Genomic DNA, 24,989 nt, shown 5'->3' with positions numbered 1-24,989 from the left:
GCAGCTTACAACTGCCAATCAACAAAATTTTGTAATAAACGTGCGCCAACTTTTGCGCTGCGCTCTGGGTGAAATTGCATGCCTGCGTAGTTGTCTTTAGCAACAATGGCTGAAAAGGTTTGACCATATTCGCCGCTCACTAGTGTGGCGTCGTTTACGGTGTGCGCAAAGCTGTGAACAAAATACACTTGCTCATCAAGCGTCAGCCCTTTAGTTAATGCATGCTCTTTGTTAACGCTTAAGTTATTCCAACCCATATGCGGCGACGTTAAATTGCCTACATCAAGCACTTTTACTTGCCCTGGTATTTTACCTAGGCACTGTACGTTACCTTCTTCGGTGCTCTCACACAGTAACTGCATACCTAAACAAATACCCATAAGCGGGCGCTGGTATTCATTTATAGCTTGTTGCCAGCCGTTATCTACTAGGCGTTTCATAGCAACCGACGCGTGACCTACACCTGGCAATATAGCGCGCTCAAAACCCGCTAATTGCTCTGGTGAAGTAATTACTGTTGGCGTTTGCCCTAAGCGCTCAAACGCAAAGCGCACTGAATTTATATTGGCACAACCGGTATTAATTATGGCAATCATAAACATCCCTTAGAGCTGGCTGTTTGTTGGGTCGTGTCTTGTGCTACTGCCATACGAAGAGCACGTGAGAACGCTTTAAATAAGCCTTCTACTTGGTGATGACAGTTACCGTCGCTTACCGATAAAATAAGGCTAATTGCGGCGTTATCACTCAAACTTTTGAAAAAGTGCTCAACCATTTGCACGTCTAAGTCGCCTGCTTTTTCGCGGCTAAAGTTAGCGTTTAATACAAATGATGCACGGCCCGATAAATCAATTTGTGCTTCAGCTTTACACTCGTCCATAGGAAGCGCAAAACCATAGCGTGCAATTTGCGATTTAGTGCCAAGCGCTTGTTTAAGTGCGACACCAAGAGCAATACCAATGTCTTCAACAAGGTGGTGCTCGTCTATGTGTAAATCGCCTTTGGCTTTAATGTTTAAACCAATGTTTGCGTGGGTGCGAATTTGATCAAGCATGTGATCAAAAAAGCCAAGTCCGGTGTCTATGCTGCCATTTTTAGTTTGATCTAAGTTTATGGCTACATCAATTTGGGTTTCTTTAGTGTTGCGTGTAACACGACCTTCGCGGTTTGCGGTAGTCAATTTTGTCACTATCGCACTCCAATCGCCGTCGTATAAAATACCTTCACAACATAAGTTTTGAGCAAGGCCAATATCGGTCTGGCGATCGCCAATAACAAAAGAGCGCGCTAAGTCTACTTTGCCAGAGCGCATAAGCTCGGTAAGTAAGCCCGTTTTAGGTTTACGGCAATCACAGTTTTGCTCGTCAAAGTGTGGGCAAATTAATACTTCTTCAAAGCTAATGCCTTGGCTTTGCATTATGTCCATCATTTTGTCTTGTGCTATGTCAAAATCAGCAGTAGGAAAGCTATCTGTGCCTAAACCATCTTGGTTAGACACCATTACTAAACGGTAACCTGCGGCTTGTAATTGTAATAACGCAGGAATAACACCAGGTAAAAATGCTAGCTTTTCAAGGCTATCTACCTGTTTGTCGGTAATTGGCTCTTCAATAATAGTGCCGTCGCGGTCTATAAATAAATAGGGGTTACTCATGATACTTCGTTTCCTGCTAAAGATGCTGCGGTAGCCGGCGTTTGTAAGCCATCTAACCAAATTTTTACTTGTTCAAGTTCTTGTTCGCTGCCAATTGAAATTCGTAGCCAGTCGTCTTCACCGTATAGTGTAAAAGCGCGCATAACCAAACCTTGCTCAAGTGCAATTTTAAAGTAGTTTTTGTCGGCTAATTTTAAAGTAACAAAGTTACCTTCACCAGTGAGAATTTTTAATGCAGCAGGGGAGGCGTTTAGCCAATCTACCAACTTAGCTTTTAAGCTATTTAAAATAGTAACTTGGCGGCGCATTGATGTAATTGCATCGGGTGCAATTGCTTGCGCTGCAATATTTGCTACAACACCTGATACCGGATACGGCGCAATGACTTTACGAATTGGCGCTAGTGTTGCTGCTTGTGCAAGCGTAAAGCCCGTTCTGAGCCCTGCTAGCGCAAAGGCTTTAGAAAGCGTGCGCAGAACCACTACATTACTAAACTCATTAATAAGTTTTGTGGCGCTTTGCTCTGGGCAAAACTCTATATAGGCTTCATCAACAATAACCAGTGCTTTACCCATAAGTGCTGTTGCAATCGCTTTTACTTTATCAAGTGGTGTTAAGCTACCCGTTGGGTTATTTGGGTTACAAATAAACACCAGTTTTGAGCTGCCAACAGCTGCGACTATTTCGTCAGCACTGCCATTTAGTAATAACTCTTGGGTAAGCGCGTTAATACCAACGTTGTGTGTATCAGCCGTTACTTTGTACATACCGTAGGTTGGTAAAAATAGCGCAATACTATCTTTAGCTGGCTCACAGTATGTGCGCACTAAAAGCTCAATGCCTTCATCTGCGCCGCGCGTCATTAATACATTTTCGCTTTCAAGCTCTGTATAAGCTGCATACCTGTCAATAACCAGTTGCGGTTGTGGGTCGGGATAGCGATTTAAATCCTCAATACTCAGTTCAAGATTTTTAGCATACGGGCTTTCGTTAGCATTTAGCCACGTAGTACCGGTTAGCTTTTCACTTTTTGCAGAGCTGTATGCAGCAAGGGCTGCAATATTTTTAGGTAATAAGCTAGACGCTTGTGCGCTCTCATTGCTCATTTTTAATTGCCTCTAAACGAATTGAAACCGCATTAGCGTGGGCATCAAGGCCTTCTGCATCTGCAAGTGGTAAAATTGCTTTTGAAAGCTGCGTTAAACCACTTTTAGTAATTGTTTGCACTGTGTATGTACGGAAAAAATCAAGCAAGTTTAAACTCGAGTAAGTTGCACTATAACCATATGTTGGTAACACGTGGTTAGTACCCGATGCGTAATCGCCTGCAGATTCTGGTGTGTAGTCACCTACAAATACTGAGCCTGCATTTTTAACTTTATCTAGGTAAGGTGTTGCATCGCCTAGTTGTAAAATTAAGTGCTCTGGTCCATATTGCGCCGATACATCAAATGCTTGCTCAACTGAATCAACCAAAATAAGTGAAGAATTAGCGAGCGCTTGCTCGGCTGTTTCTTTGCGGCTCAAATTAGCTAATTGGCGTGTAAGTGCCTGCTGAGTTTGTTCTATAATACTTTCGCTGTTACATAATAAAATAACCTGCGAGTCTGCGCCGTGCTCTGCTTGTGAGAGTAAATCGGCGGCTATAAATTCTGGGTTTGCACGTTCATCTGCAATAACTAATACTTCAGAAGGACCTGCTGGCATATCAATTGCCATACCTGGGATAGTTTGCGCAACGAGCTGTTTAGCCATTGTTACGAAGCTATTACCTGGGCCAAAAATTTTGTTTACTTTAGGAACCGATTCGGTGCCATAAGCCATTGCTGCAATTGCGCCTGCGCCACCACTTTCTATCAAAGTAGTAATGCCACATAACTTAGCTGCATATAAAATAGCAGGGTTAATTGCTTTGTCACCTTGTACCGGTGTAGCAAGTACGACGGTTTTAGCGCCGCTTAACTGTGCTAATACACCTTGCATAATAACCGAAGATGGCAGTGGAGCACTGCCACCGGGTACATAAATACCGACTGCTTCGATGGCTTGATATTTCAGTTCACATACAACGCCTGGTTGGGTCGATAATTTAATATCTTTTGGCAACTGCGCTTCGTGAAAACGTTTAACGTTTGCATAAGCGGTATCAATTGCGTATTTAAGCTCTGCACTTAGTGCTTGCTCTGATGCGTTAATTTCATCTAGCGGTACACGCAAACGTGGGTTAGCTCTATTATCAAACTCTTTGGCCATGCTAAGTAAGGCCTCATCGCCTTGCTCTTTTACATTAGCTAAAATAGTTTTGCATATTGCTTCAACCTTTGCGCTTACAGAAACTGCAGGGCGCATTAGCGCCGCGGCTTGTACTTGTGAAGATTCCTCATTCCAACGAAGCATGGTACTTACTCCATCATTTTTTCAATTGGCATAACTAAAATAGAGTTAGCGCCTAGGGCCTTTAACTGCTCCATTGTTTCCCAAAATAATGTTTCGCTGCTTACCATGTGAAGTGCTACGTATTCTTCATTACCCGCAAGGGCAAGTAGAGTCGGTTGACCAGAACCAGGTAAAATTTCACAAATTTCATCAAGTTTATTTTTTGGTGCGTGTAGCATGATGTATTTGCTTTCTTTAGCTTGTCTAACACCACGTAGGCGCGGCATAAGCTTATTGATTAGTGCTAGTTTGTCAGCGTCTTGCAGATCTTTATTTTGAATTAAACATGCGTTTGATTCTAAAATTGTATCACCTTGAATTAAGCCGTTAGCTTCAAGTGTTGCGCCAGTAGATACCAAATCACAAATTGCATCAGATAAACCTGCACGTGGTGCTACTTCAACAGAGCCAGTAAGCATTACTGTACTTGCGTTAATGCCTTCGCGCTTTAACCACTGAGTTAAAATTTCTGGGTAGGTAGTTGCAATACGTTTGCCTTCAAACCAGCTCTTATCGCGAGCGCCTAGCTCTTGTGGCCATGCAAGTGCAAGACGACAGTAACCAAAATCTAGTTTTGAAAGTTTGTTTACTTCGCTTGGAACACCTTGGCGTTCACGTTCTGCTTGAACTTCTACTAGTACGTTTTCGCCAACAATACCTAAGTCACATACACCGTCCATTACTAAACCCGGAATATCGTCATCGCGCACACGTAGTACGTCAATTGGCATATTAGTTGAGTGTGCAATTAAGCGTTGTTCACGAAGGTTAAGTTTAACACCTAACTGTTTTAACAGATCTTGACAATCTTTAGATAGGCGGCCGCCTTTTTGGATGGCGATACGTAGACGATTACTGTTGTTCATTATTCATTTTCCTTTAATTTAAAAACTAAAAACCCCGAGGGGAACCTCAGGGCGAAAATGAATCAATGTTATTTGAATCGCCAGAGGTTCCTTTTAGGAATAACCTCTCAGCGAAAGACCTGACAGGTTATTCCGGTGAATGGTGGTGATGATGTACTGTTGTCAGGTTTAAGCGCATTTTTTATCCTATATAACTGCCCGTTGCTTTGTTAACGTGCAGTTGTTATCTGTTTAAATAAATTTCGCATTCATAAAAACATAAACAGCGATATTATGGCAAGTTTTTTTTAGCTTAATTAAAGCATATGTTATAACTGTCGATAATATTAAGATAATAAGCGCAATTTTAGCGAATAATTGTTTGTTTATCATTCAAATTTAGCATTTTGATAATCAAACAGTTAAATAAGGAAGTACGTATGGATATCATGATCCCTTATTTAGGAAGAATCACCAGGCTAGAAGTTGAGTCAAAAGGCGCTTTCCATATTGCGGGTGTGCAAAGTGGATCGGCTACTGAAAAAGTTGAACTAGAGAATAAAAAAAGGCGTGAGTTACAGAAAAAGAAAAAGCTCAATATGCTTGATGATCAAAGTAGTAAAAAAAAGTCTAACGTAGACGATGACGAAAACCCCCATTTAGATACATGGGCTTGAAAATACCAGCTTTACTAAATACATAAGCAATTAACTAAAAAGGCCCTTGCGGGTAATGCCGATCAGTTAAGAAAATGACCGGTTGACCGATCCAAACGATCATGCAAAATCCGTAGTTAGGAAACTAACTACGGATTTTTTGTGAATATAGAACAAGCACTGCAAGCAACACTTGAAGAAAGCAGCCGATACCATACCTTTGAAAAATTATCAGAAATTCTTGACCCTGAAATCATTGAACAAGGTTTTCAACAAGCAGGGATTGCAACCGTTCGTAAGCGAAGATTACCGCTTGAAGCCGTTTTGTGGTCAGTTATTGGCATGGCATTGTTTCGAAAAGAATCAGTTTGGAATATCGCTAATAAGCTAGATATCATGTTACCTGGCAAGAACCAACTCGTTGCTCCAAGTGCGATGGTACAGGCGAGACAAAGGTTAGGTGATGATTCCGTTAAACACGTTTTCAATAAATCTGCTCAATCAATGTATAAGCAACAGTCATTCGAAACATGGAATGGTTTGAACCTATTAGCTGTTGACGGTGTTGTGTGGCGAACAGCCGACACGCCTGATAATCGTAAAGCCTTCTCTTCAGGTAGCAACCAATACGGTGATACAGCCTTTCCTCAAATACGCATGGTCTGTCATATGGAATTGACCAGCCATCAACTTCTCAGTAGCGAGTTTGATAACTATAAAACCAACGAGATGAAATTAGCTGAGCGTTTAATTGAACGTACACCAGATAATTCACTGACTATGTTTGATAAAGGATATTATTCTTTAGGCCTGTTAAACCGTTGGCACCAAACTGGGGAGATGAGGCACTGGTTGATACCAGCAAGGCCCGACTTACAGTATGAAATCATCTCCAGCGCGGGTAAAAATGACCATATCATTGAATTGAAAACAACAAAGCATGCACAAAAAAACTTTCCCGATGTTCCTGAAACGATTAAAGCGAGATTAATCAGTAAAACAATAAAGGGCAAAAGCTACCGTATATTAACCTCGATGACGGATAGATTGCGTTATCCAGGTAATGAAATTGTTGAATTATATTGTCATCGTTGGGAGATAGAACTTGGGTTTAGAGAAATCAAACAAACCATGCTTGATAGCGCATACCATTTAAGAAGCAAGCGTCCAGACATGGTGCGTCAGGAGCTATGGGGCGTGTTACTCGCCTATAATTTAATACGAAGAATAATGACGATGGCGGCGACAGTTACAGGGATATGGCCTAACCAGCTTAGTTTCTCTAGCAGTTCGATGGCTGTCATTCAGTATTTCTCGTCAGTATCTATAATGAGTCCAGGAAACATTCCAATACACTGGCAGCACTTACTCAATACACTGGTCTTATTTAAGCTTCCAGCTAGACGAGAGGATAGAAGATATCCCCGATGGGTTAAGCCAAAACCATCTAAGTATCCCCATAAAAAGAAAGATGCCAGTCAGCTTAACTGACTGGCATTACCCTTGCGGGCCTTTTTACTATGTATTTTGCTTATGCCAATTAGCTTAAACTCTTAAGCAGATTGGCATTACTCTTGGTTTTTGCTTTTAAATATATAAAAGCTAAATATAGCGAACACACATACCTGAGCTACAATACCTTGCCATGTTGACTTAATACCAAGCCATGCTATTTCCAAGCTCATTGGTAGCGGGGCAATACCTATTATATCGGCCTCTTGTAATGCAATAACGGCTTTGCCCATAAGCACAAACGAGAGTACAAATAGTAGGTAAGTGGTAATGGCAAAAAACTTAGCCACCGGTAATTTAATTGAGTATTTAATTAATACCCACGTAATAATAGCCAGTATTGCTATAGCTATCGCAAAACCCGATGCAATAGATGAATATTGAGCAGGCGAGCTTTGCGTTAATAATGACTGATAAAACAGCACGGTTTCGAATACTTCTCGGTATACGGCAATAAAAGAAAGCCCCGCTAATCCCCATAATGTACCCGACTCAAGGCGCTTATCTATATTGTCTTTTATATATTTTTGCCATTGTTGCGCACTTGTTTTACTGTGCATCCATACGCCAACATACAGTAAAATTACAGCGGCAAACAATGCGCCAGCACCTTCCATTACTTCGCGGCTCGCACCACTTATTTCTATTAATGTTTGCGCAGCAGCCCACGTTAAACCACCAGCAATAAGTGCTGTTATCCAACCAATATGTACATATTTTAGCGCATCTTTGCGTTTAGTTTTAATAAGCACAGTCATAAGGGCAATAATAACTAAGAGTGCTTCTAAGCCTTCTCGCAGTAATATAACTAAACTTGCTGAGAGTAGCGCGCCATCAGCTAGCTTAGTTTCGTTTAGCATGCTATCTGCTTTAGCGAGTTGAGTTAGTGCGGCACTTACTTTTTCGGCAACGACGGCTGTATCTTTTTCGTTTTTGAATGTTTGGCGCAGGTTCATCAGTTGTACTTCGATGTTTTTACGCAGTGTTTCGTCGTAGGCATTTAAGTTGTTTTCAACAAGCTCAAAGCCATCTAAGTATGCGCTAATTGCTAAATCACTTGCTTGTGAGTAATTGCCTTTAGCATGCGCGGCTTGCGCTGCAAGTAATTGCGTGCGAGTAACTGTTATCGGATTTTTGTTAGCGCTAAATAATTGCTCTGGATTACCACGAAGCCATTTAACGTAATGTGCTTGTGCTTCACTTTGACCTGCCGATAATTGTGCAGGGTTTAGGTTTACAATCTGCGAAGCGGTAATGTTTTGTTCTACATTTTGTGGTTTTTGAACATCCTTAAATGCCAAGCTACCTACATAAAAAGCTAAAGACCATCGTTGTTGTTCATTAAATTGGGTAAAAGCAACCATAGGTGTGTCGTCAATGCCGTTACTTACAGCGTCAAATAACCCCATTAATGAGCGGTTAGTTGCGCGTTCTTCATCGGTAAAGTTGGTAGGTTCTGGCGATAAATTTTTTGCAAGCGGACCGTCGCCTTGACCACTAGGGCCGTGACACATTGAGCAGTTAGTAGCAAAAAGCGCTTTAGTTTGCTCAACCGGAAGCAGCGATGTAGGTAACGATAGTTGTGGCATAAAGGTAAGCAGCGACTCACGAAGCGCTGAGCTTGCTGCACGTACATCGGCAACACTCGCTTTATTAGCAATCGCTGTATGCAGTGCTTTAGCTTGTGCCTTTACTGTATCAAACTCATTGGCTTGGCCTGATAGCTGTCCAGCTTGCTCAATAATAACGTGCGAAAACTCAGTCATTTCTTGATATTCGTCGGGGTCTAGTATTTCACCATTTCCAACAGCTGCCACGTAATCTACACCTACATACTCTGCAAGCTGTGCAATTTGTTTTATTTTTGTTTGCTCATTAGGTGAGGCCGACACATTAAAGCTTGCCATAGCCATTATAAAAAGCACAAAAAAACAATGAAATTGTCGTTTGCCCAGAGATACCAAATTTAAAAACACGTGAGAATTATTTTTGGACATTGAAAAGCCCTACAGAGGAAAAGCCAAAATTATAATTGTTTTCATTTGCAATTCAAGCTGATTAATTTAAACAAAGAAGATAAATAAAAAGGATAACAATTTATAGAACTTTAAAGTGTTTTTGTAACACGTGAGTAACAGTAACCAAGTGATTTATATAATAACTTGGTTACTGAGCTGATTGCTCACAAAGCATTTATTACTTTGCTTGCTCAGCTGACTTAATGCTGCTTTGAATAAGCGGCGAAATAGTTAAGCCTTGTACAATAATAGAAAATATAACCACAACGTAGGTAACAATAACGATTAGGTTATGTAGGTCAGAGCCGCCTACAAAAACTTGCTCGCGTGGGATTGCTGCCGCCATTGCCAGTGCAAGACCACCGCGTAGCCCACCCCAGGTTAAAATTTTAACACTGTGTTTATCGTAACTTCTAAAGCGTTTAAAGATAACAAAGGGTGCGCCTACACTAATAAAGCGTGCTAGTAATACTGCAGGTACCATTAGTAAGCCTAAGCCAATTTCACCAAGCGTGATTGGCATCGTCACTATTAGCATACCTATTATTAAAAACAGTAGGGCATTTAAAAAGCTATCGGTTGCATGCCAAAAATCTTTTACGTAACGAGTGTCTTCAGGCCCCGTGCGCTCAGTTGCTTTAGTACGAGTAATGTTACCCATTAATATGCCGCTCGTTACCATGGCAAGTGCGCCTGATATTTCCCAAATATTTGCAGCAGCAAAACCTGCGGTAGGAATAGTTAAGGTTATCAATAAGCGAATGTTTACATCGCGGCTGTTAATAATTAAAAAGTGGCCAACCAAAGCGATAACCAAACCAAACGCAATGCCGCCTAGGGCGTCTACAAAAAAGAGTTCTGCTATATCGCCAAATTGTGCATCGGTGCCATAAAAAGCAACCGAAAAAATGGTCGTAAATATTACTAAACCAATACCGTCGTTAAATAGCGACTCACCTTCTACTTGAACTGAGATTCCTTCTGGCGCTCGCATTTGTTTAATAATAGCAAGTACGGCAATAGGGTCGGTTGGGCTAATAAGCGCGCCAAATAATAAACAGTATATAAACGGTACATCAAAGCCAAATAAGGCAAACAGATAAAAACTTAAATAACCGACTATAAAAGTGGAAGCAATAGTAGAAAATAGCACTAGTGCGGTTATTTCCCAGCGCTGTTTACGAAGCGCCATAAGGTTAATTTCCAATGCGCCAGCATAAAGTAAAAATCCGAGCATACCTTTGAGTAATAACTCGTTAAAGTTAATACTGGAAACAATTTGGGTCATGGCTAACGCATTTTGATCGCCTAATAATTTAACGGCAATAATCAACAATAAAGAAATAACAACTGAGCCTGTAGTAATGGCAATTGTAGTTTGCATTTTGAGGATATATTGGTTTGCAAAAGCAATAAAAATTGCAATGGCAGAGAGAAAACAAATGAGATACCAAGCATTCATTGGCTAACCTTACTATTTTTTTAACGACACACGAAAAAGAGGATTATAAACACGCGTATGGTACTCCTGTAATATTTCAGAGTCACAGTTTTTATGCCTAAATATAGCTTTTAATACGGATTATTTTTAGTAAGAGTTAATAGGAAATTAGGCTTTGTAAATATTGTCATTATTAAATTAAATGTACGTTATAAATACACAGTGTATTGTAAAATCGAATGATTAATTTCACTATTTAAAGTGCGTATTAATTCGTAAAGTAAAAGTGGGTTTTGTAATTACTTGCCCTTAATGCTTTGCTTACGTAAAATCCCGCTATTATTTATTTTAAAGTGATTGGTATTATCAAACAGCTGTTTAGTGCAACCGGGCCTTTAGCGTTATCTTTAGATGGGTATATGCCTCGCCAACCACAAATTGATATGGCAATAGCTGTTGCGGATGCATTAAAAAACAGTTCGCAATTAGTTGTTGAAGCAGGCACGGGTACGGGTAAAACATTTGCATATTTAGCCCCTGCACTTAAGTCAAAAGGGCGCACGATAATATCAACAGGTTCTAAAGCTCTACAAGAGCAGCTTTATCACCGAGATTTACCGCAACTAGTTAAAGCTTTAAGTGCTTCAAAAAAAACCGCCTTATTAAAAGGGCGCGCCAATTACCTATGCACCTACCGACTTAATCAACATGTTGCACATGTACCTACTGACGACTCTGACGTAATGCATCAACTAGCTATGGTAGCTAAGTTTGCAAGCGAAACACAATCGGGCGATTTAGCCGATTGCATAGGTATAGAAGATGATGCCAAAGTACTGCCTTATGTAAATTCAACAGCCGATAATTGTTTAGGCAAAGAGTGTCCAGATTTTCAAAGCTGTTATATACGCAAAGCACGTTTAACTGCGGCCGATGCTGATGTGGTTGTTATTAATCACCATTTGTTTTTTGCTGATATGGCTGTAAAAGAAAGTGGCTTTGCTGAACTTATGCCAAAAGCCGACGCATATATATTTGATGAAGCCCATCAGTTAAGCGAAATTGCTAGTGATTACTTTGGTGAAAGTGTAAGCACTAAAAAGTTGGTAGATTTAATTAATGATTTACGTGCTATTTATAGAGCTGAAATTCCCGATATGCTGCAACTTGGTAAAAGCTTAAACAAGCTTGAGACAAGCGTTGCTGATTTACGATTACAATTTGGTGTTGATGGCAGCCGTGGCGATTGGCGAGAAAAACTAAGCGATAAACAAATTTGCGCGGCGCTCCATCGTGTGATCAGTGATTTAGATTTTGTTTATCAAGTACTCAAGCTTTGCTTAGATAGAAGCGACAAAATTGAGCATCCATTTGAACGTGCACTTGCGTTTAAAGGGCAGTTAGAGCGGGTTTTTGATACAGCCCAAACCGGCTTTAGTTATTGGTATGAAACAACGCGCCGTTATTTAACAATTAATATAACGCCATTGAATGTATCAGCTAAGTTTGCTCAAATGATGCAAGACACGGGCGCAGGCTTTGTATTCACTTCTGCAACACTTTCGGTTGATAACAAACTAGAGCATTTTAATGCAAGCCTAGGTTTGAAACCAAAACAAAGTATGATGGTAGATAGCCCATTTGATTACCCTAATCAGGCGCTGCTGTGTTTACCTCGCTACTTACCCGAATCGCATGCTGATAATATGCCGCATGCGATTGTAAAACTAACGCTTGAGCTTATAAAATCGGCACAAGGGCGTTGTTTTGTGTTATTTACTAGCTATCGAATGATGCACTTAGTGGCCGAAGGGCTAACTACACAAATAGACTACCCAGTTTATATGCAAGGGCAAATGTCTAAGCGTATAATTTTAGAGAAATTTACTCGCCATGGTAATGCGGTATTACTCGGCACGGCTTCTTTTTGGGAAGGTGTTGATGTACGCGGCAGTACATTAAGCTGTGTTATTATAGACAAATTGCCATTTGCAGCCCCTGACGATCCATTGCTACAAGCTAAAATGCAAGATTGCCAAATGCAGGGAAAAGACCCTTTTTCACACATACAATTACCGCAGGCTGTTATTGCGCTAAAGCAAGGTGTAGGGCGTTTAATTCGAGATAGTAAAGACAAAGGCGTACTTGTAATATGCGATAATCGCTTAGTTACGCGCCAATATGGCCAAGTATTTTTGAAAAGCTTACCACCGATGCGCCGCACGCGAAGCTTAGAAGATGCCAATACATTTTTAAAACAAATTAATTAGAGTACTAAAATGATCAAAAGTAATATCCTCGCCCTTGATGCTTCAACTGAAGCACTTTCAATTGTCTTACATTACCAGGGCCAAACGTTTCATCATTTTGAAGAGTGTCCGCAGCAGCACAGCCAAAAAATACTTCCACTTGTGGATGAACTGTTAACTAAAGCAAACTGTAAATTAAAAGATTTAGACGTAATCGGTTTTGGCCAAGGGCCAGGTAGTTTCACCGGTGTACGTATTAGTGTTGCTATAGCGCAAGGCTTAGCGTATTCAACTAATTTGCCGCTTGTTGGTGTGTCTACACTGGCTACTATGGCTCAACAAACGTTTGAACAAAATGGCAGCCTAAGTGTTTATCCAAGTATAGATGCGCGTATGGGTGAGATATACTTTGCACATTACCAAGCGCAAAATAATCTAATGCTTTTAGTTAACCAAGAATGCGTTATAAAACCTGATTTACTAAACAATGAGTATATAGCAACCACTGAGCCATCTGTAGCAGTGGGCACAGGTTTTAAAACCTATCCTGATGCGCTTAATGACTTTGAAAACGTGACAATTAATACTGATATTACATTGCCTGATGCACGTTATATGTTAGCGCATGTTGAAGCCGCGTTTTTAGCGGGTGACGTTGTAAAAGCGAGTGACGCTCAACCTAAATATGTGCGCGATACGGTAACGTGGAAAAAGCTACCAGGACGTGAGTAATCATATTATTTGCAAATTGGTTGTTTTTAAATCATAATTTTATGCATTATTAAGGTTGGAGACTCGTAATGACGCTGCCTATTGGTTCAGGTTTTTTTACCGGAGATATTCCGGGTAGGGTTAGCTCTACTAAAGTTGTTACTAATAAACCACAGAGTTTATTAGACCAACCGGCTGCTAAAAAAACAAATACCGATTACGTAAAAAACAGTGTTGAGGGTGTTGAACTGGCTAATCAGCTGTTTAAAAGCAGTGCTAAAAGCAATGAATACAGCCAAACAATTTACGACCAACCGACAGCTCAAGTAAGCAAAGCGATTTCTACTTATACTGAATTTGCTAATTTAGAACGCAGAGCAGAAGTACAAAATTTAATAGGCGTTGATATATACGCTTAACGCTTATGTAAGCGCTTTAGATAAATACAGCTATAAAATTTAATAAAAAGCCCGAACAAATGTTCGGGCTTTTTGTGTTCAAATCCACGTAAAGCTTACTGCTTAATAAAGCCAATCAGCTTATCTGCTATATCAGTATTATTTTGTGAACCAATAAATTGCTCACTGCCTTTACCATAGGCAAATACCTGCACGTCTACAGCGGTATGTCCGCCTGTTGTCCAGCCAGTAAAGCTTGCATCGCTAATAATACTTTTAACAGCTAAATTAAGCGCTTTTTCACCCATTTTTTTAGCTTGCTCAAGTTTTATTTGGTTTTCAGTTGTAAATTCAATATTGGTGTTAGCAGTCCATACTGGTTTTAAATCATCAGAATCCAGTAAAAGTTGAGTTAGTTTACCAGCAGTTGCTTTAACACCTTTTACTACATCAGTTTCCCATTTGTACTGACCATGTGCGCCAAGGGTTAACCCTCCTGTAGAGTGATCTGCAGTAATAACTAAAATAGTATCTTCGTTTTTATCTACATAGGCTTTTGCTTTTTCGATTGATTTAGCAAAATCATCCATCTCAGCCATTGCACAGGCAATATCGTTAGAGTGACCACACCAATCAATTTGGCTGCCTTCAATCATCACAAAAAAGCCTTCTTTGTTTTGATTATCTAATAAACCAAGTGCTTTAGACGTTAACTGAGTAAGACGAGTTGGGTTTTCATCTAATGCAAAAGGTAAGCCTTTAGATGCGTATAAACCAATTGCAGGTATTTGTGTAATTTGCCCTAGGTTTTTAATGTCGTCGCCATATTGATAACCAGCGGCTTTAAATTCATCAACTAAATTACGGTCATCACGAATAAAGTATTTAGTACCGCCACCAAGCATTAAATCAACCGGTAATTTACCCGCAATTTTATTGTCGATGTAGTCATTGGCAATGTCATTATAATTATTACGTGATTCATTATGCGCCGCAAAACTTGCTGGAGTTGCGTGGTTAATTTGTGAAGTTGCTACAAGCGCTGTTGTCATACCGCGCTCTTTTGCTATTTCAAGCATGGTTTTAACTGACTTTTTGTCTGTATCTACTGCAATTGCGCCATTGTAACTTTTATGACCGCTACTGAGTGCTGTAGCACCTGCTGCGCTGTCTGTCACATAAGTATGGTCATCAGGGTAGGTACGAGCCATACCCTTTAAAATAGTGTCAAAAACCGTGCCTTCTACTTCTTTTGTTGCTGGGTCATCTTTAAAATAGCGATAAGCCGTGGTGTAAGCCGGACCCATGCCGTCACCAATCATATAAATTACATTTTTAGGTGCTGATTCTGCGTAAGCACCAGAAGCGGTGCATAAAAGCGCTAATAAGCTGATCTGTTTTTTCATGGTTGTGTACCTTATGAGTGTACCTTATTTAATAGCCGCTGATATTGTATACAGATAGTATGATAAATAAATGAATATCTAAGATATTTATAATTTGGGGTTATATGAATAGAATTGTAGTTAACGCTGTTAGTTCTATTTATTTAAATTATACTGGTTATAGCTTAACTACATATAATGCTATCACCTTTTAATTGTTTAAAAGGTATACAAAGCAAACATATTTAAAAAGATCAGCTTATTTTTTTTGTAATTAAACTTATGATATTGTTTAAATTTTATTTTATATTTTTTGCTTTCTTTAGATCATCAAGATAATTAAATAGCGAATTTTGCACCATTTTCTCGGTTAGTGGTCTGACAACTTGTATGCTATAAATAATGATGCTCTAAATTAATAAAGGACTTGCCGTGCAGCCATTTAATATTAAAACCAATAACTTGAATATTCATGGCTTAAAAGTAGGTTCTGGGGATGAAATAGTAATAGCGTTGCATGGTTGGTTAGATAACTGCCACAGTTTTATACCAATGTTAAGTAAAGCTAAGCCAAAGCACACTTGGTACTGTATTGATTTTGTGGGGCATGGTTTATCATCTAGGCGAAGTGATGATGCACATTATTATTTTGTTGATTATATTGATGATGTGTACCAACTTATTAATGCGCTTGGTGTTAAAAAAGTTCATTTAGTTGGACATTCGATGGGAGCCATGGTTGCAGGGCTTTTTGCTAGTTGCTTTGGTGATTATGTAAAATCTGTTACCTTTATTGAGGGGATTGGGTGTGTTACGACTCCTAGCGAAGGTGTATGTGAACAGCTAAAAAGTGCAGTATTAAATAGAGCGCGTTTAAAAAATAAGAAGCAGAGAGTTTATAAATCGAAAGAGCTTATTTATGAAGCACGTGCTCAAACAACTGATTTGAATAGTGAGCTTATTGCTCTTTTAATGCAGCGAAATATAAAATCGGTTTTAGATGGTTATACATTAACAACTGATCCAAAGCTTAAAAATCACTCAGGTTTTAGGTTTGATGAGGCGCAATGTATTGGTGCAATAAAAGATTTAATTGCACCGTGTCAATTAATTTTAGGTAGCGAAGGTTATTCGTTTGTAAAACAAAATCTGGCAAAGTATATTAGTTATTACAATAGCTTAAAGGTAATTAATGTAGATGGTGGGCACCACTGTCATATGCAAAGTAGTGAACACTGTTTTAAGCATATTCAAGACTTTATGCTGCAAAATGATGCATGTTAATTGTAAGTTTACGTAAAATGTGGGATTATTCCTCCATTAGAGTATTTGCTCAATTGTTAAAGCGCCTTACTTAGATTAAGGTTAATAAAAATATAACTATAAACAGGGGCTAAGAGTGGAAAAAATTTGGCTTAAGCGCTACCCAGAAGGTATGCCTGAAACTATCGATCCTGAGCACTATGCCTCATTACTCGAAGTGTTTGAAAAAAGTTTTACCGACTACAAAGATTTACCCGCATTTACAAATATGGGTAAAACCTTGTCTTATGATGAAATTGATACTGCAACTAAAAAAGTTGCGTCTTATATTCAAAATGATTTAGGCCTTAAAAAATGTGACAAAGTGGCAGTTATGATGCCTAATTTGTTACAAACGCCCATTGCTATTTTAGGTATTTTACGTGCAGGCTGTGTTGTTGTTAATGTAAACCCACTCTACACAGTGCGTGAACTTGAGCACCAACTTAAAGATTCTGATACTTCAGCAATTTTTATATTGGCTAACTTTGCCGATACACTCGAAAAAGCGCTACCGCATACCGATGTTAAACATATTGTTGTTACCCAAGTAGGTGACATGATGGGTGGCATTAAAAAGCATGTTGTAAACTTTGTTGTTAAGTACATTAAAAAGATGGTGCCAAGCTACACTTTGCCAAATACCATAGATTTTTGCGACTTACTTAAAGCCGACGAAAATGCCTATGTACGCCCAGAGGTTAACTTAAGTGATTTAGCTTTTTTACAATATACCGGCGGAACAACGGGTGTATCTAAAGGCGCAATGTTAAGCCACGGTAATATGGTAGGTAATCTTGAGCAAGTTTCAGGATGTTTAGACCCAGTGCTTGAGCGCGGTAAAGAAGTGGTAATAACTGCGTTACCGCTTTACCATATTTTTGCATTAACGGCTAACTGCTTAACATTTATGAAGTACGGCGGATTAAATGTACTTATAACTAACCCACGCGACATGCCTGGTTTTATTAAAGAATTAAGTAAAGCTAAATTTACTGCTATTACGGGTGTAAATACTTTATTTAATGGTTTGTTAAACACGCCAGGATTTGCCGAACTTGATTTCAGTCATTTAAAAATGTCACTTGGTGGCGGTATGGCTGTACAACGCCCAGTTGCTGAAAAGTGGCAAACAGTTACAAAATCTAAATTAATGGAAGGGTATGGTTTAACCGAGTGTTCTCCTTTAGTTACCGTTAGTCCTTATGACTTAACGGCATATAATGGCTCAATTGGTTTACCGGCTCCAAGTACCGAAATCAAATTAATTCTTGATAATGGCCAAGAAGCAGCAAAAGGTGAACCAGGAGAGCTTTGGGTTAAAGGCCCGCAAGTTATGCTTGGTTACTACAAACGCCCAGATGCAACCGCTGAGAGCTTACAAGATGGCTGGTTTGCTACCGGTGACATAGCAACTTATGACGACGAAGGTTTCTTTTATATAGTCGATCGTAAAAAAGATATGATTATTGTATCTGGCTTTAATGTTTTCCCTAATGAGATAGAAGAGGTAGTGGCTATGCACGAAGGTGTGCTTGAAGTTGCTGCTATTGGTATTCCTCACGATGTAAGTGGCGAACAAGTTAAAGTTTTTGTTGTTAAAAAAGACCCTTCTTTAACTGAAAAAGATATAATAAGTCACTGTCGTGATAATTTAACTAATTACAAGGTCCCAAAACTGGTAGAGTTTAGGGATGAGTTACCTAAAACTAACGTAGGTAAAATACTCCGAAGAGCCTTGAAAGATTAGCAACCTATAAAAAAGCCGACATATGTCGGCTTTTTTATTGTAGGAGATTAAGTGCAATACCAATTGATCGAAACCCAAAATCAACTGAACACTTTTGTTGAACAAATAAAAAATAAGCCTATTTTAGCTATTGATACTGAGTTTATGCGTCGTCGTACTTTGTACCCAGAAGTTGCACTTATTCAAGTTTATGATGGTGAGCATTTAGCGCTTATCGATCCGTTAGCTGAGCTCTCATTATTCGATTTTTGGGAAATACTAAAAGATCCTAGTGTTTTAAAAGTACTGCATTCTCCTTCAGAAGATATTGAGGTTTTTCAAAAATACGCAGGCTTTGTTCCATCCCCACTTTTTGATACACAATTTGCGTTGCAGTTACTTGGGGAAGGTAACTGTATGGGCTTTGCCCTTATGGTAAAAGAGTTGCAAGGTATTGAAATAGATAAAAGTGAGTCACGCACTAACTGGCTGCAACGTCCGTTAACTAAAAAACAGTTAGATTACGCTGCTGCAGATACTTTTTACTTATTGCCGTGTTTCGAGCTGATTATAGAGCGTATTAATGCCGCTGGGTTCTTTGACATTGTAATAAACGAGAGTGAGCTGATAGCTAAAAAACGTGCGTTTCAAACACCAGACGAGCTTTTATATAAAGATATTAAAAATGCATGGCAACTCAAACCGCACGAACTTGCGGTTTTAAAAGAACTTGCTGTATGGCGCAGAAACAAAGCCATTAAGAAAAATTTAGCGCTAAATTTTGTGTTAAAAGAACATAACATGACTGAAATTGCCAAACGTGGTCCTTCAAGTTTAAATGCTCTACGTCAAATTCCAGGAGTTGAAGCTATTGAAGTTAATCGCTCTGGTGTAGATATAATCAAGTGTATTGAAGTTGCCAAAGCAGTACCAGATGCTGAGCATCCTGATGTACTTAAGCGCTTAATTGATTTTCCTACCTATAAAAAAGTAGCCAAAGATATTAAACAAAAGATCACTAAAGTCGCTAAAGAGCACAATATACCAGAAGACGTTATGGCCTCTAAAAAGCAAATTAATCAATTGATTAGTTGGAATTGGAAGTTAACGTCAAAACAAAAAGAAAGCCATATTAAGCCTGATTTATTAAGCTCTTGGCGCTATAACTACGTTAAAGACGCTTTAAAAGAATGGGATACTTAAGACTGGATATTTTTTTTACTGTGTAATACTTATACCAATCCGCAATAATACTTAATCATTTTGCGGCGCTAAACGTGTCGTTACCTGTGTTAAAAAAATCTCATTTACGACTGCATGGATGCAGAAGGTAGAGCAATGCAGGAGCAATTGCCGAGAACAACTAAATAGCGATTTTTTTTGCCTAGCTATCAACACGTTTTTCCATCCTCAAAATAGATCAATTAATTAAGCGAATTGGTATTATCTATAATTTTTGTGTTACATAGTAGAAAAGTTTTAGTTGCATGCAAGGGATTAAAACGTAGATATTTAGAAAGTTATTACTAAGTAAATGAAAATAAAGAGGGCGCTTATAAAGCGCCCTTTCTTCAATTACTTCTTTTCTTCATCAGGTAGTGTAACGTTTAGCTCAAGTACGGCTAAATCGTCTTCGTTTTGATCAAACTGAACCTGAACTGCATCGGTACTTACGTTCACGTATTTACGGATCACATCTAAAATATCTTGTTTTAATTGTGGTAAGTAATCCGGCGTTCCTCGTTGAGAACGCTCGTGCGCGACAATGATCTGCAATCGCTCTTTTGCTAGTGACGCACTGTTTTTCTTTTCTGAGCGGAAGTAGTCAAGTAAAGACACGTTAACCTCCAAATATCCGTTTGAATAAACCTTTTTTCTCTACATCTAAGAAGCGAAAGTCGACAGTCTCACCTAGTAAGCGGCTAATCGCATCTGCATAAGCTTGTCCTGCATCAGATTCGCTGTCTAAAATAACAGGTTGGCCAGAGTTAGATGCACTTAATACTGCTTGAGACTCAGGAATAACGCCTAATAAATCAATCGCTAAAATATCCTGAATATCTTCAACCGATAACATTTCACCTTTAGAAACACGATCTGGATTGTAGCGAGTAATTAATAGGTGTTCTTTTATGTTTTCTAAGCCTTCTTCAGCGCGCTTAGACTTACTGTGTAAAATACCTAAAATACGGTCTGAATCTCGCACTGACGATACTTCAGGGTTTGTTGTTACAATTGCTTCATCGGCAAAGTACATAGCCATCATAGCGCCAGCTTCAATACCCGCTGGTGAATCACAAACAATGTAATCAAAGTCTTCTTTTAGTTCATTTAGTACGCGTTCAACACCTTCACGTGTTAAAGCATCTTTATCACGAGTTTGTGAAGCAGGTAGTAAAAATAATTTATCTACACGTTTATCTTTAATAAGCGCCTGGTTAAGGTTTGCCTCACCATTAATTACATTTACAAAGTCATAAACAACGCGGCGTTCACAACCCATAATTAAATCTAAGTTACGTAAACCAATATCAAAGTCGATAATAACTGTTTTATAGCCTTTTAACGCTAAGCCTGTGCCAATTGCAGCACTTGATGTTGTTTTACCAACACCGCCTTTACCTGAGGTAACGACAATTACTTTTGCCATGAGATTTATCCTTTAACCAATGCTGAAATTTCTAATGATTCGTCTTTTTGTTGTATTTGCACTGCATTTCCCCAATGTTCACCTTGTAGCGAATCACTGATCCAGTAATTACCATCTATTGAAACCAGCTCGGCTTCAAGTTTTTGGCAAAAAATGTGTGCTTCTTTAAAACCTTTTGCGCCTGCAATAGCGCGACCGCGTAGCGTGCCATAAATATGCACATTCCCATCGGCAATGACTTCCGCACCATGACTAACTGCGCCAAGTACTATCAAATCTCTATCTTTTGCATAAACTTGTTGTCCAGAGCGAACTGTACCGCTGATAATTTGCGCTGGTAAATGCACCGTTTTTTCTACAATCGATGTATTGGACTCTTGTTTAACAGGTTCGCTCTTAACGTCTTGTGAATAATTTAAAACAGATAAGCCAGCAGCCTTTGCTTGAGTATGTTGCTCATCTGAGCCATTACACACACCAACCGCATTAAAACTCATTCGCTCGATTAATGATTTTAAGTGAACAAAATCAAGTGAACTGTTTTTAATTTCAATTAAATTAACGACAATAGGCGCACCCTCAAAAAACTTAGGGGCCTGGGCTATTTTTACATACAGTTGTTCTGCTAAAAGGTTTATATCAGTACTATAAAGATGCAAAACTGATAACGTAAAAAGATTCCCTTTTAACTCAAAAATTTGGTCCGACATACACGCTCAATTGATTTGTCTGATTAGAAATTAATTTTAGATAAACGTAGGCTGAATAGAGCCTTTATTGAAATTTCTAATCTAATTTTTCTAACTTATTATTACTCTCATGTTATAGTGTGCGGCATTGTTAAGCAAGAATTTATAGGGCCATAATGCTCACTGCAGTATATAAAAGTAAGAAAAAAGCGGATACGTTCTTATTTGTTGAAAAAAGAGATGATTTTAGTAAAGTTCCGGAACCTTTGATGACTATGTTTGGTCAACCTGTTTATGTGATGATCATCAATTTAACAAAACGTGAGCATTTAGGTGGGGCAGATTTAGAAACTGTAAAAGCAGCGTTATCAAATCCTGATAAAGGCTACTACTTACAAATTCCACCACCTGAGCAAAGTTTGCTAAGCCAATTACGAAAAGACAATGGAGTTGATAGTGATTAAAAAACTTATCGTTATATTATGTGGTGTATGTTTAAGCTCACCTGTTATGGCAAAAACTCAGGCTGAATTTCAAGATTATTTAGCGAATTTAAAGCAAGAAGCTATCGCAAAAGGTTACGAAGCCAAACTTATTGACGATGCGTTTGCAACAGCAACGTATAAAGAAAAAGTGGTTTCGGCTGACAAAAACCAGCCAGAAGTAAAAGAAACCCTTGAAACGTATTTACCAAAACGTGTACCACAATGGAAAATTGACCGCGCACGTAAGCTTTACGCAGAAAACAAAGAGGTACTTGAAAAAGTAGCGAAAGAGTTTGGCGTACAAGCACGCTTTATAGTGGCGCTTTGGGGACTTGAAAGTAACTTTGGTACAATTCAAGGCGGACATAACGTTATTTCATCATTAGTGACACTTGCTTTTGATGGACGCCGAGAAGCACTTTATAAGCGCCAACTTTGGGCTGCACTGGATATTTTAAAGTCGGGCCACATAACGCTTGATAAATTTAAAGGCTCTTGGGCAGGCGCAATGGGGCAAACGCAATTTATGCCTACCTCTTTTAATGCTTACGCGGTTGATTACAATAACGATGGTCGTAAAGATATTTGGACTACAAAAGAAGATGCTTTTGCCTCAATTGCTAATTATCTAAAACAAGAAGGCTGGAATGACTCTCTTACGTGGGGTCGCCAAGTTCAGTTACCTGAAAACTTTGATAGTAAATACGTTTTAGTGCGTGGTACCAAAACTCGCAAGCAGTGGTTAGAATATTGGAATGACTCAGAGCGCTCATTAGCTGATTGGCAAGCACTGGGTGTTCGTAAAGCTGATGGTTCTGATTTACCTAATGTAGACGTACGTGCTGCGCTGGTTATGCCTGATGATATAAATGGCCGTATGTACTTAGCGTACGATAACTACAAAGTGTTTATGCATTGGAATCGCTCGTATTACTTTGCTACTAGTGTAGGTTACTTGTCGGATAGAATTGGTTATCCAAAAATCTAATTCTTAAAATATACCTATAAATAAAGCCGCAATTGCGGCTTTATTCTTTTTTGAATATCTTTTCTTTTAGGTCAATAACTTTACCAATTCCAGAACCTAGCTTCATTAGCTTATTAAGTTGCTCTGGCGTTAAACGCTGCAGTTCTGATGACCATTTAGTGACGGTTTCAAGTAGGTTGTGAATCTCACCCATTTGTTTTTGTGCATAAAGCTCATCATCGTTACTGGCTTCGTCTAATAAGTTATCGCGTAGTAGTGTTAAGGTGGGCTCAATTTCACGTTTTTTACGTTCTTCAAATACGCGATTTGCCATATCCCAAATATCGCCAGCAGGGGCGTAGTACTCTTTACGATCGCCAGGAATATGCTGTATTTTAATTAACTGCCACGATTGCAGTTCTTTAATACCCATACTTACATTACCGCGAGAAATACTAAGCGCATCTGCAATCTCATTAGCTGTCATTGGATTTTTAGTAATAATCAGCAAACCACACATTTGCCCAATTGTACGATTGAATCCCCATCGGCTGCCCATCTCACCACAATGCATTACAAAGGCAAAATTCTTTTCGGATAAACTCATAGCTTAGTAACTTTCAGTAATTTCAGAAAGTAAATGCTAGCACGCTCATTTTGGATAGCAAGTTCTTAGCCATTTTATAAATTGATTTTAACGACTAAAGTATAATTTAGATTAATATTTATACATCTATATTGGGATATGTTGTACACAACAATACGTAAATAAATCCTTATTTTTAATTTTTTCACATACGATGGAATGACTATGAAAGCTGCAATTAATAATGAATACAAAGGTAAATTACAAATAACAGACTTACCAATTCCTGAGGTGGGAATAAATGATGTTTTAGTAAAAATAGCGGCCTGTGGCGTTTGCCATACCGATTTACATGCCTGTCATGGGGATTGGCCAGTAAAACCAAAAATGCCATTAGTACCAGGGCACGAAGGTGTCGGTGTTATCGAAAAAGTCGGAAGCAACATTAAGCACTTAGAAGTTGGCGATAGAGTGGGTATTCCTTGGCTCTATAGTGCATGTGGGCACTGTGAGTTTTGCCTAGATGGCAAAGAAACACTGTGTTTATCGCAGCACAATACGGGCTATTCTATTGATGGTAGTTATGCAGAATATTGTTTAGCGCATGGCGACTACGTTGTAAAAATACCTCAGGGATTAGGCTTTTCTGAGGCTGCTCCATTATTTTGTGCAGGTGTTACAACCTATAAAGCATTAAAAGTATCTGGTGCTAAACCAGGGCAGTGGGTTGCTATTGTTGGTGTAGGCGGGCTTGGGCACTTGGCCGTGCAATATGCTAAAGCAATGGGTTTTAATGTAATAGCTGTTGATACAGGCAAAGAAAAACTCGCGCTTGCTAAAGAGCTAGGCGCAGATATCACCCTCGATTTTAAAGAGGTGGTTCCAAGCGAAGCTATTTTTGAACAAGTCGGTGGCGCGCATGGTGTTGTGTGTACTGCAGTGTCTAAAGCTGGGTTTGAACAAGCCTATAAAAGTGTACGCCGTGGCGGTAAATGCGTATTAGTGGGATTACCTCCAGAGGATATGCCACTTCCTATTTTTGATACTGTGCTTAATGGCGTTTCAGTAGTTGGCTCTATTGTTGGTACACGTAAAGATTTGCAAGAATGCTTGGAATTTGCAGCGCAAGGTAAAGTAAAAGCGATTATTGAAGAAAAACGCTTAGAGGACATTAACGAAATTTTTGATGATATGCTCAAAGGTGAAATTAACGGTCGCATAGTGGTTACTATTTAATTTAGATTAAGCGTTTATAAAACACAAAAAAGCACGGCTT

At 39.1% G+C, this 24,989-nt stretch carries 23 protein-coding genes; 11 read left to right on the top strand and 12 right to left on the bottom strand.

All coding sequences use genetic code 11. The annotated features are described in order from the left end of the window. Nucleotides 1–5: 5 nt before the first annotated feature. The 5 genes from hisH to hisG are packed head-to-tail and all read right to left on the bottom strand — an operon-like array spanning nt 6 to nt 4,956. On the bottom strand, nt 6–596 hold the full coding sequence (gene hisH / locus RB214_RS19445; protein ID WP_309169187.1) for an imidazole glycerol phosphate synthase subunit HisH: 591 nt from the start codon (nt 594–596) through the stop codon (nt 6–8). Next, entirely contained in the window at nt 593–1,654 is a 1,062-nt protein-coding gene (gene hisB, locus RB214_RS19440; RefSeq protein ID WP_309169186.1) for a bifunctional histidinol-phosphatase/imidazoleglycerol-phosphate dehydratase HisB, read from the bottom strand. Before hisB ends, hisH begins: the two co-directional genes overlap by 4 nt. Next, nucleotides 1,651–2,760 carry a histidinol-phosphate transaminase gene (gene hisC / locus RB214_RS19435; protein ID WP_309169185.1) on the bottom strand — a complete coding sequence of 370 codons (1,110 nt, stop codon included), beginning with the start codon at nt 2,758–2,760 and terminating at the stop codon, nt 1,651–1,653. Before hisC ends, hisB begins: the two co-directional genes overlap by 4 nt. Beyond that, on the bottom strand, nt 2,750–4,051 hold the full coding sequence (hisD, locus tag RB214_RS19430; RefSeq protein ID WP_024597350.1) for a histidinol dehydrogenase: 1,302 nt from the start codon (nt 4,049–4,051) through the stop codon (nt 2,750–2,752). The genes hisC and hisD overlap by 11 nt, the downstream gene beginning before the upstream one ends. A gap of 5 nt (nt 4,052–4,056) precedes the next feature. Then, the gene (gene hisG / locus RB214_RS19425; protein ID WP_007376294.1) at nt 4,057–4,956 is read right to left on the bottom strand and encodes an ATP phosphoribosyltransferase; all 900 of its coding nucleotides are present in this window, start codon (nt 4,954–4,956) and stop codon (nt 4,057–4,059) included. A gap of 419 nt (nt 4,957–5,375) precedes the next feature. On the opposite strand from hisG, the gene RB214_RS19420 reads away from it, so the two are divergent. Then, nucleotides 5,376–5,612, top strand: coding sequence for a hypothetical protein (locus tag RB214_RS19420; protein WP_096794606.1), 237 nt, complete (start codon nt 5,376–5,378; stop codon nt 5,610–5,612). 141 nt (nt 5,613–5,753) lie between these two features. Beyond that, on the top strand, nt 5,754–7,082 hold the full coding sequence (locus RB214_RS19415) for an IS4 family transposase (RefSeq protein ID WP_375144349.1): 1,329 nt from the start codon (nt 5,754–5,756) through the stop codon (nt 7,080–7,082). Between the two features lie 77 nt (nt 7,083–7,159). Here RB214_RS19415 and RB214_RS19410 read toward each other — a convergent pair whose 3' ends face one another. Next, nucleotides 7,160–9,016: a cytochrome c/FTR1 family iron permease gene (locus tag RB214_RS19410; protein ID WP_309169466.1), complete on the bottom strand. Its 1,857-nt coding sequence runs from the start codon at nt 9,014–9,016 to the stop codon at nt 7,160–7,162. A 283-nt stretch (nt 9,017–9,299) separates the two neighbouring features. Then, nucleotides 9,300–10,583: a sodium:proton antiporter gene (locus RB214_RS19405; protein WP_024597348.1), complete on the bottom strand. Its 1,284-nt coding sequence runs from the start codon at nt 10,581–10,583 to the stop codon at nt 9,300–9,302. Between the two features lie 332 nt (nt 10,584–10,915). On the opposite strand from RB214_RS19405, the gene RB214_RS19400 reads away from it, so the two are divergent. From RB214_RS19400 to RB214_RS19390, 3 genes are all read left to right on the top strand, one after another. Next, nucleotides 10,916–12,832, top strand: a complete 1,917-nt coding sequence (locus RB214_RS19400) for an ATP-dependent DNA helicase (RefSeq protein ID WP_309169184.1) — start codon at nt 10,916–10,918, stop codon at nt 12,830–12,832. Between the two features lie 9 nt (nt 12,833–12,841). Next, nucleotides 12,842–13,543, top strand: a complete 702-nt coding sequence (gene tsaB / locus RB214_RS19395; RefSeq protein ID WP_182672377.1) for a tRNA (adenosine(37)-N6)-threonylcarbamoyltransferase complex dimerization subunit type 1 TsaB — start codon at nt 12,842–12,844, stop codon at nt 13,541–13,543. A gap of 68 nt (nt 13,544–13,611) precedes the next feature. Continuing rightward, on the top strand, nt 13,612–13,941 hold the full coding sequence (locus RB214_RS19390; protein WP_193226942.1) for a hypothetical protein: 330 nt from the start codon (nt 13,612–13,614) through the stop codon (nt 13,939–13,941). A gap of 95 nt (nt 13,942–14,036) precedes the next feature. On the opposite strand, the gene RB214_RS19385 is transcribed toward RB214_RS19390, so the two are convergent. Then, on the bottom strand, nt 14,037–15,326 hold the full coding sequence (locus tag RB214_RS19385) for an alkaline phosphatase (protein ID WP_193226943.1): 1,290 nt from the start codon (nt 15,324–15,326) through the stop codon (nt 14,037–14,039). A 411-nt stretch (nt 15,327–15,737) separates the two neighbouring features. Here RB214_RS19385 and RB214_RS19380 point away from each other — a divergent pair, with 411 nt between their 5' ends. The 3 genes from RB214_RS19380 (at nt 15,738) to rnd (ending at nt 19,539) form a co-directional block, all read left to right on the top strand. Further along, nucleotides 15,738–16,589 (top strand): alpha/beta hydrolase, encoded by an 852-nt coding sequence (locus RB214_RS19380; protein ID WP_309169183.1) that lies wholly within the window; start codon nt 15,738–15,740, stop codon nt 16,587–16,589. Between the two features lie 115 nt (nt 16,590–16,704). Continuing rightward, nucleotides 16,705–18,357 carry a long-chain-fatty-acid--CoA ligase FadD gene (gene fadD / locus RB214_RS19375; protein ID WP_024604837.1) on the top strand — a complete coding sequence of 551 codons (1,653 nt, stop codon included), beginning with the start codon at nt 16,705–16,707 and terminating at the stop codon, nt 18,355–18,357. A gap of 51 nt (nt 18,358–18,408) precedes the next feature. Next, nucleotides 18,409–19,539, top strand: coding sequence for a ribonuclease D (rnd, locus tag RB214_RS19370; protein WP_309169182.1), 1,131 nt, complete (start codon nt 18,409–18,411; stop codon nt 19,537–19,539). Nucleotides 19,540–19,911: 372 nt separating this feature from the next. Here the strand turns inward: rnd and minE are convergent, their stop codons facing one another. Genes minE through minC form a run of 3 tightly spaced genes read right to left on the bottom strand, consistent with a single transcriptional unit; the run spans nt 19,912 to nt 21,696 of the window. Continuing rightward, nucleotides 19,912–20,175 (bottom strand): cell division topological specificity factor MinE, encoded by a 264-nt coding sequence (minE, locus tag RB214_RS19365; protein ID WP_004334706.1) that lies wholly within the window; start codon nt 20,173–20,175, stop codon nt 19,912–19,914. Nucleotide 20,176: 1 nt separating this feature from the next. Further along, nucleotides 20,177–20,986, bottom strand: a complete 810-nt coding sequence (gene minD, locus RB214_RS19360) for a septum site-determining protein MinD (protein WP_011330130.1) — start codon at nt 20,984–20,986, stop codon at nt 20,177–20,179. Nucleotides 20,987–20,991: 5 nt separating this feature from the next. Continuing rightward, nucleotides 20,992–21,696, bottom strand: coding sequence for a septum site-determining protein MinC (minC, locus tag RB214_RS19355; protein ID WP_024604842.1), 705 nt, complete (start codon nt 21,694–21,696; stop codon nt 20,992–20,994). A 155-nt stretch (nt 21,697–21,851) separates the two neighbouring features. Between minC and RB214_RS19350 the strand changes: the two genes are divergently transcribed. Both RB214_RS19350 and RB214_RS19345 read left to right on the top strand, forming a co-directional pair. Further along, nucleotides 21,852–22,139: a YcgL domain-containing protein gene (locus RB214_RS19350; RefSeq protein ID WP_024604843.1), complete on the top strand. Its 288-nt coding sequence runs from the start codon at nt 21,852–21,854 to the stop codon at nt 22,137–22,139. Next, on the top strand, nt 22,132–23,148 hold the full coding sequence (locus tag RB214_RS19345) for a lytic transglycosylase domain-containing protein (RefSeq protein WP_004334714.1): 1,017 nt from the start codon (nt 22,132–22,134) through the stop codon (nt 23,146–23,148). Before RB214_RS19350 ends, RB214_RS19345 begins: the two co-directional genes overlap by 8 nt. A gap of 40 nt (nt 23,149–23,188) precedes the next feature. On the opposite strand, the gene RB214_RS19340 is transcribed toward RB214_RS19345, so the two are convergent. After that, a complete protein-coding gene (locus RB214_RS19340) occupies nt 23,189–23,734 on the bottom strand; it encodes a GbsR/MarR family transcriptional regulator (RefSeq protein ID WP_024604845.1) in 546 nt (181 codons plus the stop codon). A gap of 204 nt (nt 23,735–23,938) precedes the next feature. On the opposite strand from RB214_RS19340, the gene adhP reads away from it, so the two are divergent. Beyond that, nucleotides 23,939–24,949, top strand: coding sequence for an alcohol dehydrogenase AdhP (gene adhP, locus RB214_RS19335; RefSeq protein ID WP_024604846.1), 1,011 nt, complete (start codon nt 23,939–23,941; stop codon nt 24,947–24,949). Nucleotides 24,950–24,989: the final 40 nt, after the last annotated feature.

This window comes from Pseudoalteromonas sp. HL-AS1, from assembly GCF_031198785.1.
Taxonomy (GTDB): Bacteria; Pseudomonadota; Gammaproteobacteria; order Enterobacterales; family Alteromonadaceae; genus Pseudoalteromonas; species Pseudoalteromonas distincta.
Note: the sequence above shows the minus strand (reverse complement) of the source record. Positions and strands in the feature narration are given on the sequence as shown.

What these genes read in the sequence shown, in the direction of transcription:
- hisH (WP_309169187.1), bottom strand. Translation starts at nt 596, where the DNA reads ATGATTGCCATAATTAATACCGGTTGTGCCAATATAAATTCAGTGCGC.
- hisB (WP_309169186.1), bottom strand. Translation starts at nt 1,654, where the DNA reads ATGAGTAACCCCTATTTATTTATAGACCGCGACGGCACTATTATTGAA.
- hisC (WP_309169185.1), bottom strand. Translation starts at nt 2,760, where the DNA reads ATGAGCAATGAGAGCGCACAAGCGTCTAGCTTATTACCTAAAAATATT.
- hisD (WP_024597350.1), bottom strand. Translation starts at nt 4,051, where the DNA reads ATGCTTCGTTGGAATGAGGAATCTTCACAAGTACAAGCCGCGGCGCTA.
- hisG (WP_007376294.1), bottom strand. Translation starts at nt 4,956, where the DNA reads ATGAACAACAGTAATCGTCTACGTATCGCCATCCAAAAAGGCGGCCGC.
- RB214_RS19420 (WP_096794606.1), top strand. Translation starts at nt 5,376, where the DNA reads ATGGATATCATGATCCCTTATTTAGGAAGAATCACCAGGCTAGAAGTT.
- RB214_RS19410 (WP_309169466.1), bottom strand. Translation starts at nt 9,016, where the DNA reads ATGGCTATGGCAAGCTTTAATGTGTCGGCCTCACCTAATGAGCAAACA.
- RB214_RS19405 (WP_024597348.1), bottom strand. Translation starts at nt 10,583, where the DNA reads ATGAATGCTTGGTATCTCATTTGTTTTCTCTCTGCCATTGCAATTTTT.
- tsaB (WP_182672377.1), top strand. Translation starts at nt 12,842, where the DNA reads ATGATCAAAAGTAATATCCTCGCCCTTGATGCTTCAACTGAAGCACTT.
- RB214_RS19390 (WP_193226942.1), top strand. Translation starts at nt 13,612, where the DNA reads ATGACGCTGCCTATTGGTTCAGGTTTTTTTACCGGAGATATTCCGGGT.
- RB214_RS19385 (WP_193226943.1), bottom strand. Translation starts at nt 15,326, where the DNA reads ATGAAAAAACAGATCAGCTTATTAGCGCTTTTATGCACCGCTTCTGGT.
- minD (WP_011330130.1), bottom strand. Translation starts at nt 20,986, where the DNA reads ATGGCAAAAGTAATTGTCGTTACCTCAGGTAAAGGCGGTGTTGGTAAA.
- minC (WP_024604842.1), bottom strand. Translation starts at nt 21,696, where the DNA reads ATGTCGGACCAAATTTTTGAGTTAAAAGGGAATCTTTTTACGTTATCA.
- RB214_RS19350 (WP_024604843.1), top strand. Translation starts at nt 21,852, where the DNA reads ATGCTCACTGCAGTATATAAAAGTAAGAAAAAAGCGGATACGTTCTTA.
- RB214_RS19340 (WP_024604845.1), bottom strand. Translation starts at nt 23,734, where the DNA reads ATGAGTTTATCCGAAAAGAATTTTGCCTTTGTAATGCATTGTGGTGAG.
- adhP (WP_024604846.1), top strand. Translation starts at nt 23,939, where the DNA reads ATGAAAGCTGCAATTAATAATGAATACAAAGGTAAATTACAAATAACA.